This is a genomic window from Curtobacterium phoenicis (genome assembly GCF_047238015.1).
Classification (GTDB): domain Bacteria; phylum Actinomycetota; class Actinomycetes; order Actinomycetales; family Microbacteriaceae; genus Curtobacterium.
Map to the genome: position 1 here is coordinate 3,040,722 of NZ_JBDFLZ010000002.1, position 16,833 is coordinate 3,057,554.

The 16,833-nt window shown below is 70.9% G+C and carries 19 protein-coding genes; 7 read left to right on the plus strand and 12 right to left on the minus strand.

Annotation, left to right across the window (positions count from 1 at the left end; translation table 11 throughout):
• Nucleotides 1-45: 45 nt before the first annotated feature.
• The 4 genes from ABC270_RS14510 (at nt 46) to ABC270_RS14525 (ending at nt 3,348) form a co-directional block, all read left to right on the plus strand.
• Nucleotides 46-930, plus strand: a complete 885-nt coding sequence (locus ABC270_RS14510; protein WP_412881435.1) for an amidohydrolase family protein — start codon at nt 46-48, stop codon at nt 928-930.
• A gap of 48 nt (nt 931-978) precedes the next feature.
• Nucleotides 979-1,854 carry a fumarylacetoacetate hydrolase family protein gene (locus ABC270_RS14515; RefSeq protein ID WP_412881436.1) on the plus strand — a complete coding sequence of 292 codons (876 nt, stop codon included), beginning with the start codon at nt 979-981 and terminating at the stop codon, nt 1,852-1,854.
• On the plus strand, nt 1,851-2,597 hold the full coding sequence (locus ABC270_RS14520; protein ID WP_412881437.1) for an SDR family NAD(P)-dependent oxidoreductase: 747 nt from the start codon (nt 1,851-1,853) through the stop codon (nt 2,595-2,597). Before ABC270_RS14515 ends, ABC270_RS14520 begins: the two co-directional genes overlap by 4 nt.
• A gap of 73 nt (nt 2,598-2,670) precedes the next feature.
• Entirely contained in the window at nt 2,671-3,348 is a 678-nt protein-coding gene (locus ABC270_RS14525; RefSeq protein ID WP_412881438.1) for a FadR/GntR family transcriptional regulator, read from the plus strand.
• Nucleotides 3,349-3,435: 87 nt separating this feature from the next.
• Here ABC270_RS14525 and ABC270_RS14530 read toward each other — a convergent pair whose 3' ends face one another.
• The 7 genes from ABC270_RS14530 to ABC270_RS14560 form a co-directional block, all read right to left on the minus strand.
• Complete coding sequence (locus ABC270_RS14530; RefSeq protein ID WP_412881439.1) at nt 3,436-4,392, minus strand: aldo/keto reductase; 957 nt, start codon at nt 4,390-4,392, stop codon at nt 3,436-3,438.
• Entirely contained in the window at nt 4,389-4,754 is a 366-nt protein-coding gene (locus tag ABC270_RS14535; RefSeq protein WP_412881440.1) for an L-rhamnose mutarotase, read from the minus strand. Before ABC270_RS14535 ends, ABC270_RS14530 begins: the two co-directional genes overlap by 4 nt.
• The gene (locus ABC270_RS14540) at nt 4,754-6,082 is read right to left on the minus strand and encodes an alpha-L-fucosidase (protein ID WP_412881441.1); all 1,329 of its coding nucleotides are present in this window, start codon (nt 6,080-6,082) and stop codon (nt 4,754-4,756) included. The genes ABC270_RS14535 and ABC270_RS14540 overlap by 1 nt, the downstream gene beginning before the upstream one ends.
• A 72-nt stretch (nt 6,083-6,154) precedes the next feature.
• Nucleotides 6,155-7,075: a carbohydrate ABC transporter permease gene (locus tag ABC270_RS14545; RefSeq protein WP_412881442.1), complete on the minus strand. Its 921-nt coding sequence runs from the start codon at nt 7,073-7,075 to the stop codon at nt 6,155-6,157.
• The gene (locus ABC270_RS14550; RefSeq protein ID WP_412881443.1) at nt 7,068-8,042 is read right to left on the minus strand and encodes a carbohydrate ABC transporter permease; all 975 of its coding nucleotides are present in this window, start codon (nt 8,040-8,042) and stop codon (nt 7,068-7,070) included. The genes ABC270_RS14545 and ABC270_RS14550 overlap by 8 nt, the downstream gene beginning before the upstream one ends.
• 97 nt (nt 8,043-8,139) lie before the next feature.
• Nucleotides 8,140-9,378, minus strand: a complete 1,239-nt coding sequence (locus ABC270_RS14555) for an ABC transporter substrate-binding protein (RefSeq protein WP_412881444.1) — start codon at nt 9,376-9,378, stop codon at nt 8,140-8,142.
• 49 nt (nt 9,379-9,427) lie between these two features.
• The gene (locus ABC270_RS14560) at nt 9,428-10,768 is read right to left on the minus strand and encodes an enolase C-terminal domain-like protein (RefSeq protein ID WP_412881445.1); all 1,341 of its coding nucleotides are present in this window, start codon (nt 10,766-10,768) and stop codon (nt 9,428-9,430) included.
• Between the two features lie 163 nt (nt 10,769-10,931).
• Here ABC270_RS14560 and ABC270_RS14565 point away from each other — a divergent pair, with 163 nt between their 5' ends.
• Nucleotides 10,932-12,185, plus strand: coding sequence for an alpha-hydroxy acid oxidase (locus ABC270_RS14565; RefSeq protein WP_412881446.1), 1,254 nt, complete (start codon nt 10,932-10,934; stop codon nt 12,183-12,185).
• A 45-nt stretch (nt 12,186-12,230) separates the two neighbouring features.
• Entirely contained in the window at nt 12,231-12,662 is a 432-nt protein-coding gene (locus ABC270_RS14570; protein ID WP_412881447.1) for a hypothetical protein, read from the plus strand.
• 136 nt (nt 12,663-12,798) lie between these two features.
• On the opposite strand, the gene ABC270_RS14575 is transcribed toward ABC270_RS14570, so the two are convergent.
• The 5 genes from ABC270_RS14575 to ABC270_RS14595 form a co-directional block, all read right to left on the minus strand.
• On the minus strand, nt 12,799-13,074 hold the full coding sequence (locus tag ABC270_RS14575) for a type II toxin-antitoxin system RelE family toxin (RefSeq protein ID WP_412881448.1): 276 nt from the start codon (nt 13,072-13,074) through the stop codon (nt 12,799-12,801).
• On the minus strand, nt 13,067-13,330 hold the full coding sequence (locus ABC270_RS14580) for a type II toxin-antitoxin system prevent-host-death family antitoxin (protein ID WP_412881449.1): 264 nt from the start codon (nt 13,328-13,330) through the stop codon (nt 13,067-13,069). The genes ABC270_RS14575 and ABC270_RS14580 overlap by 8 nt, the downstream gene beginning before the upstream one ends.
• Nucleotides 13,331-13,376: 46 nt before the next feature.
• Nucleotides 13,377-13,919, minus strand: coding sequence for a cysteine hydrolase family protein (locus ABC270_RS14585; RefSeq protein ID WP_412881450.1), 543 nt, complete (start codon nt 13,917-13,919; stop codon nt 13,377-13,379).
• 50 nt (nt 13,920-13,969) lie between these two features.
• Nucleotides 13,970-15,091 carry a glycoside hydrolase family 5 protein gene (locus tag ABC270_RS14590; protein ID WP_412881451.1) on the minus strand — a complete coding sequence of 374 codons (1,122 nt, stop codon included), beginning with the start codon at nt 15,089-15,091 and terminating at the stop codon, nt 13,970-13,972.
• A gap of 154 nt (nt 15,092-15,245) precedes the next feature.
• Entirely contained in the window at nt 15,246-15,761 is a 516-nt protein-coding gene (locus ABC270_RS14595) for a MarR family winged helix-turn-helix transcriptional regulator (protein WP_412881452.1), read from the minus strand.
• Nucleotides 15,762-15,864: 103 nt separating this feature from the next.
• On the opposite strand from ABC270_RS14595, the gene ABC270_RS14600 reads away from it, so the two are divergent.
• Nucleotides 15,865-16,824 carry an NADP-dependent oxidoreductase gene (locus tag ABC270_RS14600; protein WP_412881453.1) on the plus strand — a complete coding sequence of 320 codons (960 nt, stop codon included), beginning with the start codon at nt 15,865-15,867 and terminating at the stop codon, nt 16,822-16,824.
• Nucleotides 16,825-16,833: the final 9 nt, after the last annotated feature.

The window sequence follows — 16,833 nt, forward strand, 5'->3', positions numbered from 1 at the left end:
CCAGGGCTCCGGTCAGACATCGGACATCTGGCCCATGATGGTGTCGTGATCATCGACGCTCATCACCACCTCTGGGATCCCGCCGACCGCGCGTACCCCTGGATGGACGACTCCGTGGCCGCGATCGACCGGCGGTTCGACGTCGGCGACCTCCGGGCCGCGACCACCGGCACCGACGTGACGGCGTCGATCGTCGTGCAGGCCGTCCACGACGAGGACGAGACCGCGTTCCTCCTCGCCCAGCCCGCACCGGTCGTCGGGGTCGTCGGCTGGGTCGACCTGACCGCGCCCGACGTGGCCGACCGCCTGGCGAGACTGCTGGAGGACCGGCCGACGCGCTCGGCAGCAGGTCCGGCGGCGCGACCGTCGGCACCGATCACACCCGCGTTGGTCGGCATCCGGCACCAGGCGCAGGACGAGCCGGACCCGGACTGGCTCGCCCGTCCCGAGGTCGTGCGCGGCGTCGGTGCGGTGGCGGGTGCTGGACTCGCCTACGACCTGCTGGTCCGGGCTCGTGAGCACGCCGCGGCACTCGCCCTGGTCGACGCCGTCCCGGGGGCACGCTTCGTCCTCGACCACGCCGGCAAGCCCGACATCGCGGCCGGTGACGCCGGGTGGCGGCAGCGGATGGCGGACTTCGCCGCACGGCCGAACGTCGTCTGCAAGGTCTCCGGCCTGCTCACCGAGGCCGGACCCGACTGGCGGGACCGCCCGGTCGCCCGGTACGCCCACGAGGTGGTCGAGGTGTTCGGGCCGGACCGGACGCTGTTCGGTTCGGACTGGCCGGTGTCCACGCTCGCCACCGACTACGCCGAGGTCCTGGGGACGGTGCAGGACACCCTCGCCGACCTCACCGCCGACGAGCGGGACATGGTGTTCCGGCGGACGGCCGAGGCGACGTACCTGGCACCTCGGGGCATCCAGACATAGGATGTCTGAGCGGCGCACCGCAGCGCTGTTCGACGAGAGCGAGGAACGATGCAGTTCGCACGACTTGGCCCGGCCGGATCGGAGATCCCGGTCGTCATCGACCCCGACGGCACCGTGGTCGACCTCCGGCCCCTCACCTCGGACATCACCGGGACGTTCCTCTCGGCCGACCCCGGCCCGGACGAGCTGGTGCGTCGGGCGAGGGCGGCCGGTGACCTCCCGACGATCCCCGCAGAGGAGGCCGCAGCCCTCCGCCGCGGTGCTCCGGTGGCCCGCCCGGGGAAGGTGGTCTGCATCGGCCTGAACTACCGCGACCACGCGGCCGAGACGGGCGCCGAGATCCCCACCGAGCCGATCGTCTTCATGAAGGACCCGTCGACCGTGATCGGACCGGACGACGAGGTGCTGGTCCCCCGGGGCAGCACGAAGACCGACTGGGAGGTCGAACTCGCCGTCGTGATCGGCCGGACCGCCCGCTACTGCGCCTCCGAGGACGAGGCCGCGGCGTGCATCGCCGGCTACACGATCGCCCACGACGTCTCCGAGCGGGAGTTCCAGCTCGAACGCGGCGGGCAGTGGGACAAGGGCAAGTCGTGCGAGACCTTCAACCCGCTCGGCCCGTGGCTCGTGACCCCCGCCGGGCTCGCCGAGGCCGGGCTCGACCCCGAAGGCCTCGGCCTGCGCCTGTCCGTCAACGGCGAGGTCCGACAGGACGGCACGACCGCCGACATGATCTTCCGTCCGACCGAGATCGTGCGGTACCTGTCGCAGTTCATGGTGCTGCACCCCGGGGACGTCATCAACACCGGTACCCCGGCGGGCGTCGCCCTCGGCAGCGGCGCGCCGTACCTTCGGCCAGGTGACGTCGTCGAGCTCAGCGCGGACGGCCTCGGGACGCAGCGCCAGAGGATCGGTGCGGCATGAGCGCCCGCAGCCACGAGGGAGTCCGGGCGATCGTCACCGGCGGAGCGTCCGGCATCGGTGCCGCGATCGCCGGTGCGTTGCGGGACCGCGGGGCGACCGTCGCGGTGCTGGACCTCCAGGCCGAGGGCTCCCCCCTCTCGTTCGTGTGCGACGTGTCCTCGGACGAGAGCGTCCGGGCAGCGGTCGCCGCTGCGGTCGAGCAGCTCGGCGGGCTCGAGGTCGTCGTCAACAACGCGGGCATCGGTGCGCAGGGCACCGTCGAGGACAATCCCGACGACGAGTGGCGTCGCGTCTACGAGGTGAACGTGCTCGGCGCGGTCCGGGTGTCCCGTGCCGCGCTCCCCCACCTCAGGGCGTCCGGCAACGCGAGCATCGTCAACACCTGCTCGATCGCCGCCACGGCCGGGCTGCCGCAGCGGGCGCTGTACTCCGCGACCAAGGGCGCGATCGCCGCCCTCACCCGCGCGATGGCCGCCGACCACCTCCGCGAGGGCGTCCGCGTCAACGCCGTCAACCCGGGGACGGCGGACACACCGTGGATCGGACGCCTGCTGTCGTCGGCTCCCGACCCCGCCGCCGAACGCGCGGCCCTCGAAGCACGGCAACCGCACGGTCGGCTCGTCGCGGCCGAGGAGGTCGCCGAGGCCGTCTGCTACCTCACGAGTCCGGCAGCACGGTCGACGACCGGCGTCGACCTCGCGGTCGACGGCGGGATGCAGGCGCTCCGACTGCGGCCGGCGTGAGGAAGCCGGGAGGCGCGGCTATCGTCGTGCTGTCCGGTCGCGTCCGCGAGCGGGTCGAGCAGGAGGTGGTGACGTGGCGTCGCTGACCGACGATGCGATCGCACGCATCCAGCAGATGATCGTGAGCGGCGAGCTCCAACCGGGGCAGCGCCTCCCTCCCGAGAAGGAACTCAGCGAGTCGCTCGGCCTCTCGCGGAACAGCCTCCGCGAGGCGGTGAAGGCGCTCGAGCTCATCCGCGTGCTCGACGTCCGTCGCGGCGACGGCACGTACGTCACCTCGCTCGAGCCGACCGTCCTGCTCGAGGCCGTCTCGTTCGTCGTGGACATGCACCACGACCGGTCCCTCGTCGACCTGCTCGAGGTCCGGCGCATCCTCGAACCCGCGTCGGCCGTGCTCGCCACCGCAAGGGCCTCGGAGCAGCAGATCGACGAGCTCGCGACGCTCATGGTGGCCGTGGACGACAGCACCGGCGTCGAGGACCTCGTCGCCCACGACCTGCAGTTCCACTCGACCATCGCGCAGATCGGCGGCAACCAGTACCTGTCCGGACTGCTCGACGCGCTGTCGAGCAAGACCGTCCGGGTGCGTGTGTGGCGTGGCCTCACCCAGAACGGCTCCGTGCAGCGCACCCTCGACGAGCACGCCGCCATCGTCGAGGCGATCCGACGCCGCGACCCGCAACTCGTGCAGTCGCTCGTCGTCGCCCACGTCGAGGGCGTCGAGCGCTGGCTCCGTCGGTCGCTCGACTGACCGGCGCGGCTGGCCGGCGCGACCGGCCGACACGACCGGGCAGACGGGGCCGACGCCACCGGGCCGACCTGGCCGGGCCGGTGCGGCTCAGGCGCTGAGGAGCCCCGCCGAACGCAGGTCGTCCCAGAGCGCCTCGGGCACGGTCGCCGACGCTCGCTCGGCGTTCTGCCGCACCTGCGAGGCCGACTGCGCACCGAGCGCGATCGTCCGGACGGCGGGAGCACGGAGCGGGAAGGCGAGCGCGGCCTCGGGGAGCGTGACCCCGTGCTGCTCGCAGACGTCCGCGACCGCGTTCGCCCGCTCGACGAGGTGCGCCGGCGCCGTGGCGTAGTCGTACGTCGCACCGGGCTCCGGGCGCGGCGAGCTGAGCAGGCCGGAGTTGTAGACGCCCACCGCGACCACGTCGACACCGAGCTCGCCGCACCGGTCGACCAGTGCGGCGGCGGGTTGCTCGAGCAGCGTGTACCGCCCGGCGAGCATGACCACGTCGCACAACCGGGTCTCGACAGCGGCCGCCAGGGCGTCGACCGAGTTCGACCCCACACCGACCGCCCGCACGACGCCCTCCGCCCGGAGGTCGGCGAGCGTCGGCAGTGCCTGGGTCAGCCCGTCGGTGAGCGAGTACACGTCCGGGTCGTGCAGGTACGCGACGTCGACGTGGTCGAGGCCGAGCCGGCCGAGCGACTCGTCGAGGGACCGCCGCACGCCGGACGGCGACGGGTCCCACTGCCGCACCGTGTCGTCCGGCACCGCGAACCCGCCGGAGGCCAGGTCGTCCCCGTCGCCTCGCCCGGTCACGAGGAGCCGGCCCACCTTGGTCGACACGAGGTACTCGTCGCGGGGACGTCCGGCGAGCGCCGCACCGAGCCGGCGTTCGGACAGCCCGAGGCCGTAGTGCGGTGCGGTGTCGAAGCCGCGGACGCCGACCTCCCACGCGGCGTCGACGGCAGCACGGGCGTCCTCGTGGGTGACCTCGCGCAGCAGGTTGCCGATGCCCGCGCCGCCGAACCAGAAGGGCCCGCGGTCGAGCTCGACCGCGCTCATCCGCCGACCTCGTCACGTGCGGCAGCCGTTCCGACAGCTCCGTCGACCTGCGCGGCGAGGGACCACACGCACGGCACCCCGTCGTCGCTGCCGGAGTAGTCGTCCGCGGCTTCGAGGAGCGGGTTGACGACGGCCTGCCACTCGGCGTTCACCGGGTCGTCCGCGAGCGACCGCCGCATCGCCCGGTAGTCCTCCACCTCGATGAGGTGCACGAGGTCGAGGCCGTCGCGCCAGATCGTCCAGTCGTGCACGCCGGCCTTCCGGAGCCGTGCCGCCAGCGCGGGCGGGACCGTGGCGTGCACGCTGTCGTAGGCCGCCTCGTTCCCCGCCCGCAGCCGCGTGCGCGACAGGATCCGCTGCACTAGTCCTCCTGCAGGAACAGCTCGACGACGGGCACCGCGACGTCCGGGCGCACGATCGGGAGCGTGAGCGTCAGGGTACCGGCGGGCTGCCCACCGAGACCGGTGTTCTGCGCACGCGTGCCCGGTGGGATCTCGCGGTACCGCACCTCGGACGCGTCGTTCAGGAGCTGCGCATACACCACCTTGCCGGCGAGGTCGGGCAGGTGCACGTGCTCGAAGGGCCACGTGAACAGGTGCAGGTAGAGCCGGTTCCCCCGCTGCGTGTAGACCGTGCCCGCCGGCGCCCGGAACGACGACGGTCCGGCGCCGTACACCGACCGCGCGTGCTGGTGCATCCACTCCCCGATGCCGGCGAGCGACCGCCGTGCGACCGGGTCGAACTCCCCGCGCCCGGTCGGTCCGACGTTGAGCAGCATGTTCCCGTTGTTCGAGACCCCGTCGACGAGCATCCGGACGAGGAGGTCGACGCTCTTGACGTCCTGGTTGTCGCGGTCGTAGCCCCACGACCCGTTGAACGTCTGGCACGCCTCCCACGGCACCGGGACGCCGTCGACCTCCATCGGCTTGTCCGGCTGGTACTGCTCGGGCGTGACGATGTCGCCCGGGATGTCGAGGCGGTCGTTGACGATGATGCCCGGCTGCAGCCGCTTCGTCAGGGCCATGAGCTCCTCGGAACCCCAGTCGTCACGCCCCTTGCCGCCCCAGCGGTCCTCGTGGTCGTTGTCCCGGTACGAGAAGTCGTAGAAGAGGTAGTCGATCCGGCCGTACCCGGTCAGGAGTTCCTCGACCTGTCCGTGCAGGTACTCCCGGTAGCGCGCCATGTCGCGGCCCTCCTGCAGCCGGGCGATCTCCTCGGGGCTGTCGTCGCGGCGTGGGTGGACGCCGTCGATCGTGAAGTCCGGGTGGTGCCAGTCGATGAGCGAGTGGTAGAACCCGATCCGGATGCCCTCGGCACGGAACGCGTCGACGAACTCGCGCACGATGTCCCGGCCGAAGCGGGTGTTCGTCGCCTTGTAGTCGGTGAGCTGCGAGTCCCAGAGCGCGAAGCCCTCGTGGTGCTTCGTCGTGAGGACGGCGTACTTCATGCCGGCCTCGCGTGCCCGACGCGCCCAGTCGGTGGGGTCGAAGAGGTCCGGGTCGAAGTGGTCGAAGTACTTCTGGTAGTCCTCGTCGGTGATGCGTTCGTGGTTCTTCACCCATTCGTGCCGGGCGGGGAGCGCGTAGAGCCCCCAGTGGATGAACATGCCGAACCGGTCGTGGGTGAACCAGGCGGGCAGGCCGGCCGCGTCGGTCTCGGTCTGCGGCGCGGCGGGTGCGGTGATGGTCATGTGGGCGGGTTTCCTTCCGAGGGAGACGGACGAGGTTCGGACGGGAGGCGCGGCGCGCGTCCCCGGGAGCGGCTACCGGCCGCCGAGACCGGAGGTCACGATCCCCTTGACCAGGTGCTTCTGCAGCAGGATCAGCAGGATCACGGTGGGCAGCATCGAGATCACCGAGGCGGCCATCACGAGGTTCCACTCGGACCCCTGCTGTCCGAAGAACTGCTGCAGCCCGAGCGGGATCGTGCCGTGCGCCTCGACGTCGTTGACGACGACGAGGGGCCAGAGGAACGAGTTCCAGTAGGAGATGAACGAGAACACCGCGAGCACGGCCATGGTCGGTCGGGCGAGCGGCAGCATCACGGAGAAGAAGGTCCGGATGGCACCGGCACCGTCCACGCGAGCCGCGTCGTCGAGCTCCTGCGGCACCGTGAGGAAGAACTGCCGGATGAGGAACGCCCCGAGCGCGGTGAACGCCCACGGGACGATGAGCGCCTGGAACGTGTCGACCCAGCCGAAGCCCTGCATCATCACGTACATCGGGATCACGAGGACGTCCTGCGGGATCATCAGCGTGACGAGGAAGAGCAGGAAGACGGTGTTGCGTCCCCGCCAGCGGAGCCGGGAGAACGCGTACCCGGACAGCACGGCCACGGCCACGTTGATCGCCGTGCCGGCCGCCGCCACGAACACGCCGTTCAGGATGAACCGTGCGAACGGCAGGTACGTGAACGCCTGCACGTAGTTGTCCCACTCGAGCGAGCGCCCCCAGAGCGTCGGCGGCGTGGTGAACACTTGGTCGGCGGGCTTGAGACTCGTCGCCACCATGTACACGAGCGGCGAGACGAAGAGCAGTGCCACGAGGCAGAGCAGCGCGTACCCGATCGCGTGCCGGACCCGTCCGGGCCGGGGCGCCGACGCCGTCCGGGGCAGGGCCCGTGGGTTGACTGTCCGGTTCGAGGTGGTGAACCCGCGCGTGCGGGTCCGGGTCAGTTCACTCATAGTGCACCCACCGCTTCTGTCCGAGGAACTGGACGGCCGTGATCCCGAGGATGATGACGAACAGCACCCAGGCCCCCGCTGATGCGAGTCCGAGCTGCTGGTTCTGGAAGCCCGTGTTGTAGATGTACTGCACGAGGGTCTTGGTGGCCGTGCCCGGTCCGCCCTTCGTGAGGACGAACGGCTGGACGAACACCTGGAACGAGGTGATGAGTGTCATCATCGTGGCGAAGAACACGGACGGCGAGATCAGCGGGAACTTGATCGCCCAGAAGGTCTGCCACGCGTTCGCGCCGTCGAGCTGCGATGCCTCGATCTGGTTCTCCGGCACGGCGTCGAGCGCGGCCGAGAAGATCAGCATGTTGTAGCCGAAGCCCTGCCAGACGCTCATCGCGACGATCGCGAGCATCGCCCAGTGCTCGTCGGCGAGGAAGTTCGGCGCGTGCACGCCGACGGTCGACTGGAGCGACGCGTCGATCGCTCCCCCGGGCTGGTAGAGCATGCGCCAGACGACGACGTTCGCGACGATCGGGGTGATCGTCGGGATGAAGAACAGGACGCGGAACACGTGCCGCCCGGCGATGCGTGGCGTCAGCCAGGCGGCGAGACCGAGCGAGACGACGAGGTTCAGCGGCACGTACAGCACCACGAACAGCGCGGTGTTGAGCGTCACGGTGCGGAACACCGGGTCGGCGAACAGTCGGGCGTAGTTCTCGATGCCCGCCCAGCTGCGCGCACCGAGCATCGGCCAGTTCATGAAGCTCACGACGAGCGAGGCGACGATCGGGAACGCCGTGAACACGACGAGGCCGATCGAGTGCGGTGCGGCGAACGCGGCACCCCACCACGAGCGACGTCCGACGGCGCCGGCGGCGTCGCCCGTGCGGCGGGGCGCCGCCGCACCGGTCGCGACGGCGGTCGCGACGGCCGGGACGGCCGCCTCGGCCGGTGGATCCTGGATGGTGGTCATCTGACGACCTCCTCGTCATCGGAACGGGTGGGGGGACGGACGGGAGGCGCGGGGCGGGGTCGACCCGCGCCTCCCGTCCGTCAGGTGGGCACGCCGGTCACTGCGTGCCGAGCTGGCCCGCGATGGACGACATCGTCTCCTTGCCCGACGTCTGGCCGTTCACGGCCTGGAGGGCGTACTGCGTGAAGAGCTGCGAGAGCTGGTCGCTCTGCTTGTTCCCGAGGAGCGGCGAGGACTTCGCGAGCGCGGCCTTCAGCGCGGGTCCGGCTCCGTCGATGCCGGCGCTCGAGTACCAGGCGCTCTGCGCGGCGGTCCGCCCCGGGAAGGCACGTCCTTCCTTCGCGAGCTCGGTGAGGACCTTCTCGCTCGTCATCGTCTGGACGGCCTTGAACGCCTGCTCCGGGTACTTGCACTGCTTCGAGACACCGAAGCCGGAGCCGGCCGCGAAGGTCGACGGGCCCGACGTCCCGGACGGCAGCGTCGTAACGCCGAGGTCGAACTGCACCTTGGCCTTCTGGCTGATGAGCGACCACGGCCCGTCGGTGTACATCGCGACCTTGCCGGCCGCGAAGTCGTTGCTCGACTGCGAGCCGTCGGACGACGCCTGCGAGGCGTAGCCCTTCTTCACCAGGCTCGCGAGCCAGTCGAGGCCGTCCGCGAACTTGCTGTCGGTGGCGTCGATCTTCCCGGAGCTCGTGATCACGCGACCGCCGTTGTAGCCGTAGATCATCGACTCGAGGTTGAGGTCGGTGACGGTCGAGCCGAACATCGTGACGCCCTTGGCCTTGAGTTCGGCGCCGGTCTTCTCGAAGTCGTCGACGGTCCAGCCGGGCTCCGGTTCGGCGACCCCGGCCTTCTTGAACACGTCCTTGTCGTAGAACATCATGATGGGCCCGGTGTCGTAGGGCAGGCCGTAGAGCTTGCCGTCGACCTTCATGCCGTTGAGCGCGGTCTGGTCGAACGCGGAGAGGTCGAGTCCGTCCTGCTTCGCGAGGTCGTCGAGCGGGAGGAGGGACGACGTGTAGTTCGCCGTGCGGAGCGACTGCATGCTCACGACGCACTGGGCGCTGCCGGCGCTGAGCTGCGTGCTGAGCTTCGTGAAGTAGTTCTCGAACGGCGCACCCTGGATCGTGAGGGTGATGCCGTCCTCGGACTTCACCGTGTCGGCGACCTTCTGCCAGGCGGCCTTGTCCTCCTTGCCGGCGATCCACATGGACCAGGTCATGGCGTCCTTCGACTGGCTGCCGCCGGCACTGCTGCCAGCGGAACACCCGGTGAGGACGAGGGCTGCCGCGGCCGCGGCCGCCACCCCCGCGATGAGTCGTCGTCGTTGCATCGGTCTCTCCACTCCGTCGTGGTGATCGTGTTCGGTGGTGTGGTGTCGGTCAGGCGACCCGGGCGGCGTCGCGGACCGGACGCGCCGGTGCCTCCGTCGCCCAGACCGGTCCGTCGGGGTAGGTGTAGGTGTCCAGGGAGGCGGCGAGCATCTCGGTCCCGGCCCCGGGTTCGGACGGCGGCCAGTAGCGGCCGTGGTGGACGTCGACCGGGGTCACGAAGTGCTCGTGCAGGTGGTCGACGAACTCGATGCACCGCGTGTCCAGGTCGCCGGTCAGGGCGACCGCATCGAACATCGACAGGTGCTGGACGGCCTCGCACAGGCCGACACCGCCGGCGTGCGGGCAGACCCGGACGCCGTACTTCGCGGCGAGGAGCAGGATCGCGAGGTTCTCGTTGACCCCGGCGACCCGCGTCGCGTCGATCTGCAGGACCGACATCGCGCCGGCCTGGATGAGCTGCTTCGCGATCACACGGTTCGCCATGTGCTCGCCCGTCGCGACCGGGATCGGGGCGATCCGTCGGGCGATGGCGGCGTGCGCGAGGACGTCGTCCGGACTCGTCGGTTCCTCGACCCAGGCGATGTCGAACTGCCGGAGCCGCTCGATCCAGGCGACGGCCTCGTCGACGTCCCACCGCTGGTTCGCGTCGATCGCGATGCGGATGTCGGGACCGACGACCTCGCGGGCGATCCGCATCCGTCGGATGTCTTCCTCGACGTCCGCGCCGACCTTGAGCTTCACCTGCGTGAACCCCTCGTCGACGGCCTCGCGGCACAGGCGGGCGAGCTTGTCGTCGTCGTACCCGAGCCAGCCGGGCGTGGTCGTGTAGGCCGGGTACCCCTCCCGCTCGAGCCGGCGCTTCCGCTCGGCCCGGAGCGGCTCCGCTCGGCGCAGGAGTGTGAGCGCCTCCTCCGGGGTGATCGCGTCGGTGAGGTACCGGAAGTCCACGAGGTCGACGATCGCCTCCGGCGTCATGTCGGCGAGCAGCGCCCAGAGGGGCTGTCCCGCTCGCTTGGCCTTGAGGTCCCACAGCGCGTTCACGACGGCTCCGATCGCCATGTGCATGACGCCCTTCTCCGGGCCGAGCCAGCGGAGCTGCGAGTCGTGGACGAGGTCCCGCCAGGTGCTGCCCATGTCCGCGAGGAGCGTCTTGGCGTCACGGCCGACGACGTGCTCGCGGAGGGCGGCGATCGCGGCTTCCTGCACCTCGTTGCCCCGGCCGATCGTGAAGACGAAGCCGGTCCCGACGTGGCCGTCCGGCTCGTCGGTGCTGAGTTCCACGTAGGCGGCGGAGTAGTCGGGCGCTGGGTTCATCGCGTCGGAGCCGTCGTGCTCCCGCGAGGTCGGGAACCGGACGTCCCGGACGCGCAACCCGGTGATGCGACTCATCGTGTCTCCTGCCCGTTCGGCCCTCGATGACCGAACGCGCTCATCAAAACATCCGACCTCTCTCTCGTCAAGCATCGTTCTGCGGCGGTTCTTGTTCCTCCGGTCGAATATTCATAGGATGACTCGTGAACGCGCGGTGCAGCGCGGACGAACGGAGACGAGCATGAGCCGAACCCGCCCGCAGATCGATCGACGGCTGCCGAAGGTGCGGGACCTGGCGCCGTTGCTGCAGTTCAAGAAGCCGTCGCTGCCGGGCCGGCGGCAGCGCCTGGAGTCCGCGTTGACGATCTGGGACCTCCGCCGGATCGCTGCCCGGCGGACGCCTCGTGCGGCGTTCGACTACACCGAGGGCGCCGCCGAGGCCGAGATCTCGTTGGCGCGCGCACGGCAGGCCTTCGAGGACATCGAGTTCACCCCCGCGATCCTGCGCGACGTGTCCCACGTCTCGACCGCACGCGACGTGCTCGGCGCGTCGACCGCGCTGCCGTTCGGGATCGCCCCGACCGGGTTCACCCGGATGATGCAGACCGAGGGCGAGCGTGCCGGCGCGCGCGCCGCGGGTCGTGCGGGGATCCCGTTCTCACTGTCCACCATGGGCACCACCGCCATCGAGGACGTCAAGGCCGCGAACCCGCACGGCAGGAACTGGTTCCAGCTCTACATGTGGAAAGACCGCGACAAGTCGATGGCCTTGGTCGACCGCGCAGCCCGCGCCGGTTTCGACACGCTGCTCGTCACCGTCGACGTCCCGGTCGCCGGCGCCCGGCTGCGCGACAAGCGCAACGGGTTCTCCATCCCGCCACAGCTGGGCGTGAAGACGATCGTGAACGCGATCCCGCGGCCGTGGTGGTGGTTCGACTTCCTCACCACCGAACCCCTCGCCTTCGCATCGCTGGACCGGTGGTCCGGCACCGTCGGGGAACTGCTGGACCACATGTTCGACCCGACCGTCACCTACAAGGACCTCGCGTGGATCCGGGACCAGTGGCCCGGCAAGGTCGTCGTCAAGGGCGTCCAGTCCCTCAACGACGCGAAACGGCTGGCGGCGATGGGCGTCGACGGGATCACGCTGTCGAACCACGGCGGCCGGCAACTCGACCGCGCACCCGTCCCGTTCCACCTCCTGCCCTCCGTCGTCCGGGAGGTCGGCGGAGACACGGAGGTGCACCTCGACACGGGCATCATGTCCGGCGCCGACATCGTCGCCGCCGTCGCGCTCGGAGCCCGGTTCACGATGGTCGGACGCGCCTACCTCTACGGGCTCATGGCCGGCGGAGAAGCCGGCGTCGACCGCATGATCCAGATCCTGTCCGACCAGATCGAACGCACCATGCGCCTCCTCGGCGTGGCCACGCTCGACGAACTCGAACCCGCCCACGTCACCCAACTCCAACGACTCGCACCGATCCCGCGGTGACCGGATCGTGACCCCCGCGACCGGCGCCCCGTGGTGGGATGAGGCATGCGGGGGAGACGAGGACGCCTCATCACGGTGGGGTTGATGGTCATGGCGCTCGCGGGCTCGGTCGCAGGGTGCACGACCGCGAGCACGGCAGCCGGTTCGTGTGCCGCGAAGGAGCTCCAGCTCGGCGACTCGGACCTGCGACCGGGCGGCGCGGTGGACCTCAGCGAGGACTGGATGTGGCGGACGTGCGAGGACACCGGCGGGACACCGCGCGCGTCGGACGACGTCGTGGTCACCATCACGCCGTCGTCCACGGGAACGGCCGTGGTGCTCGGGCGACCGGCGCCCGAGGGGCCACGGTTCCGGGTCGCGGGGCGGTTCGACCTCCCCGCGGACCTCCCGCCGGGAGACGCGGTCCTCGGTGTGCACAGCAACGACGGAGACCGTGCGGGCGCCGACGTCCCGGTCGTGATCGGTCCGGCGTCCTGACGCACAGCTCGTCGATCGTCGACGTGCCTGATCGCCTGCGCCCCGATCCCGGCGGCGCGCCGTGGACCCGCCTGTGCTCGGCACGGCGTCGACAGCGTGCGGACGCGCCGTGCCTGCGGGCCACGACGCCCATCCGTCAGCGGTACACGTCGCGCCGGTGCCCGACCGTGAGGACGAGCACGGTCAACCGATCGTCGAGGACCTCGTAGACGATGCGGTGGTCTCCCACACGGACGCGGAGCTCGCCGGGACGGCCGACGAGCGCGGTCATGCCCGGCGGGCGGGGGTTCGTCTGCAGGAGGACGAGTGCGGCGAGGATGCGCCGCTGGGTCGGGCGATCGAGCTTGCCGAGCGTCTCCGCGGCACGCTTCGTCAGTTCGACCGCGTACTGCTGGGGTGCGGGGTCAGTCAAGCGTGATCCCGAGCTCCCGCGCGACGTCGGCGAGCGGCAGGGTCTCCGGATCCTCCGCGAGTTCTGCGCGGGCGGCGTCGACCGCTGCGCGATCGGTGGCGTCCTCGAGGGCAGCCAGGGCTCGGTGTGCGAGCTCGGCGTCGAGCACGACGACCTGCTCGCGGCCACGGACCGTGATGCCGACCGGCTCGCGGTGCGCGTGCTCGAGGAGGTCGGACCACCGCTGACGGGCTTCACTGGCGGGGAGCGAGTACATGTACGGAGCGTACGGTTCGTACCATCCGTACGTCGAGGCGCCGAGGTCAACCGAGGAGTCCGGCGCTGCGGGCCACGGTCGCGAAGCTCCCGTCGAGCGCGGCGAGGAACGCGGCGTGCACGGATGCCCCGGGGACGGTCACCTCGCCGAGTGCGAGGTCCGGTGCGGCGCAGGCATCGGCGACGACCGTGCACGTGAACCCGAGCTCCGATGCCGCACGGACGGTCGAGTCGATGCACATGCTCGTCATCATCCCGAGGACGACCAGCTCGGTGACGCCGCGGTCACGCAGCAGCGCCTCGAGACCGGTGCCGAAGAAAGCGTTCGGTTCGTGCTTCTCGACGACGGTCTCGCCCGCTCGCGGTTCGACGGCCGGGTGGAACGCGGTCCCCGGCGTGCCCGGTACGAAGAACCCGGCGTCGGGCTCGCTGGCGGTGTGGAAGACGTGCACGACGTCCTCGCCGGTCCCACGGAAGTGCCGCAGCACGGCGCCGGCGGCATCGGCAGCTGCCTCGGGCTCGACGAGCGGGAACGCCCCGCCGGGGAAGTAGTCGAGCTGGACGTCGATGAGGAGCAGTGCACGGGCCATGCCCCGATGATGCCCGTCGGGCACCCGGCGCGTGCCGGGTGCCCGACGGGTCAGCGATCAGCCGACCGTGAACGGTGCGCGACGCCCCACGCCCAGTGCAGGAGCGCGACGCCGGAGTCGTTCGTCACCGCGAGCGAGAGGTGGTTCCCGGACCCCTGGATCGTGGTCAGGCTGTAGGTGTCGTCGGTGCGCAGACCCGGCCAGTAGACCGCGCCGAGGTGCCGCTCGCGGGCGATCGTCGTCACCGTCTGCAGGAAGGCGACCGAGTTGTCGGCGTCGGCGTTGCCGGTCGTTGCGGACCCGCGGTAGTCGATGCCGGTCGTCATCGGGACGCCGAACTCGTCGAGCACCGTGCGGGCCGAGCAGGCCTGGTCACCCAGGCGCGACTCGAAGTCGGCGGCCCACCCGGCTGCGTCGTGCGTGCCCCAGAAGCCGTAGTAGTGCTGCGAGACGTAGGTACCGGCGAGCGCCGGCGCAGCGCAGACCGCGTCGACGTGGTCGTTGTAGCCGACCCCGCTGACGAACACGCGGTCACGCGGGATGCCGCGGGCGGTGTAGCGGTCGACCCAGTCGGTGGCCACCTGGACCCACTGGTCGGCGGTGTACCCGAACGGCTCGTTCATCGGCTCGAAGTACACCCCACGATCGTGCGCGTACGTGCGGGTCAGCGTGTCCCACATCGTGGTCCAGGCCGCCGGGTCGTCGATCTTGCCGTCCTTTCTGGCGCCGTCACCCTCCCAGTACCCGAGCACGACACGGAAGCCCTCGTGCCGGGCGGCGTCGATCGCACCCTTGTACGAGCGCCACCAGGCGGTGCCGACCGAGTAGGGGTTGACCGGCATCCGGACGGTGTTCGCGCCGAGGTCCTTCCGGAAGCCACGGATGATCCGCTCCGACGTCCGGTAGACGGTGCGGTAGTCGTCGCTCGTGGCGAGCCCGGACAGCACGACCGGGCCGTTCGCGTAGTTGTCGCGCGGGTCGGCCCAGTTGACGCCGTGGAACTGCGTCGGGTCGAGTGCGGGTGCGGGCTTCCCGTGCACGGCGGTCGCGGTCGCCGGGGCGGGTGCCGCGGTCGCGACGGCGGGGCTCGCGAGCGCGAGGGCGGTGGCGCCCGCGAGTGCGGCGAGGGATGCGGTGACGAGTCGTCCCCGCCGGGTGGTCGGTGCGTGCATGTGTGCGTGCTCCCTGTCTGCTCCGTTGCAGCGGCGCGGCGTCGTCGCCGTGCCGGAGTCGATCGTCGCCCGCGGGTCCCGTCCGCGATGGCAACGTCAACATCACCGAGCGTTCCACCGGCTCGTCGAGGTGTCAACGCTCCTGCGAGCCCGTTCAGCCGACGGCTGCGCCGCGTCGACGACGGGATTTCGCGGAGCGCGGCGGCACGCTGCGCATGTGGTCGCGCACGACACCGAGTACCCGTCCGAGGTCCTCGACGTCGTGCGGACCGATCGCGTCGAACACCAACTCGCGGAGGAGCGCGACGTGTCCGGGGAAGACTGCGCCGAGCTTCGATCGCCCAGCCTCGGTGAGGGTGACCGTCACACCCCGTTCGTCGTCCGCCGCCTGCCCGCGGGCGAGGAGACCGGATCGCTCGAGCAGGCCCACCTGGTAGGTCAGGCCGCTGCGGCTGATGACCACGCCGTCGGCGAGCTCGGTCATCCGCCGACTCCCACCGGGGGCGTCTCCGAGGGTGGCGAGCAGCTGGAACTGCACGTAGCTGAGGTCCCCGGCATCGCGGAGCTGCTGCTCGACCGCGTGCCGGACGAGGTTCCCGACCTCGATCAGGGCGAAGTACGCCCCGAGCTCGCTTGCGTCGAGGGTCGTGCGCGGTTCGGGTCCGGACATGACCCCATCATACCTGTTGCTTCGAATTCGAAGCAGTGGTAGCGTCCTCCGCAGATGCTTCGAATTCGAAGCACACGAGGTTCCACCAACGAAGGGCAAGACCATGCGAGCAGTGCGTTTCCACGAGGTCGGCGGACCCGAGGTCCTGCGGATCGAGGACGTCGAGCGACCGGTGCCGAGTGCCGGGGAGGTCCTGGTGCGGGTCGCCGCGTCGGCCTACAACGCCGCGGACAACGGGATGCGGGGCGGCTTCCTCCCGATCCCGGTCGTCCTGCCGCACGTGCCGGGGTACGACGTGTCCGGCACGGTCGAGGAGGTCGGACCGGGTGACACGGACCTGAGGGTCGGTGACGCCGTGGTCGGGTTCCTCCCGATGGAGCGGGACGGCGGCGCGGCCGAGTTCGTCCTCGCACCGGCGGAGTCGCTCGTCGCCGCCCCGACGAGCATCCCGCTCGCGGACGCCGCAGCGCTGCCCTCCGTGGCACTCACGGCGTGGCAGGCACTCTTCGACGACGGGCGCCTGACCGCCGGACAGCGCCTGCTGATCGTCGGCGCCGGCGGGGTCGTCGGGAAGTACGCCGTCCGACTGGCGGAGCGCGCGGGCGTCGAGGTCGTCGCGACGGCGAGCCCGCGCAGCGCCGATGCCGTGCGAGCAGCGGGAGCGGACATCGTCGTCGACCACACCGCCGAGGACCTCCTCACCGCGGTCGACGGGCAGGTCGACGTGCTGCTCAACCTCGCCCCGCTCGACCCGGAGCGTTTCGCCGCCCTGGTCGGCCTGGTCCGCGACGGCGGCACGGTCGTGAGCACGACGGCGTTCATCGCCACCCCGGGTGACGACGACCGCGACGTCCGGGCGGTCACGGTGTTCGTGCAGCCGAACCGGCAGCGCCTGTCCGAACTCGTCCGGCTCGTGGACGCCGACGAGCTCGACGTCGAGGTGACGCGTCGCATCCCGCTCGCGGAGCTGCCGGCACTGCACGCCGAGGGTGCCGCCGGTCGCATCGCCGGCAAGGTCGTCGTGCTGGCCGGAGGCGACGGCTCCGCGGCGGCGTCCGCCTAGGGTGGGGAC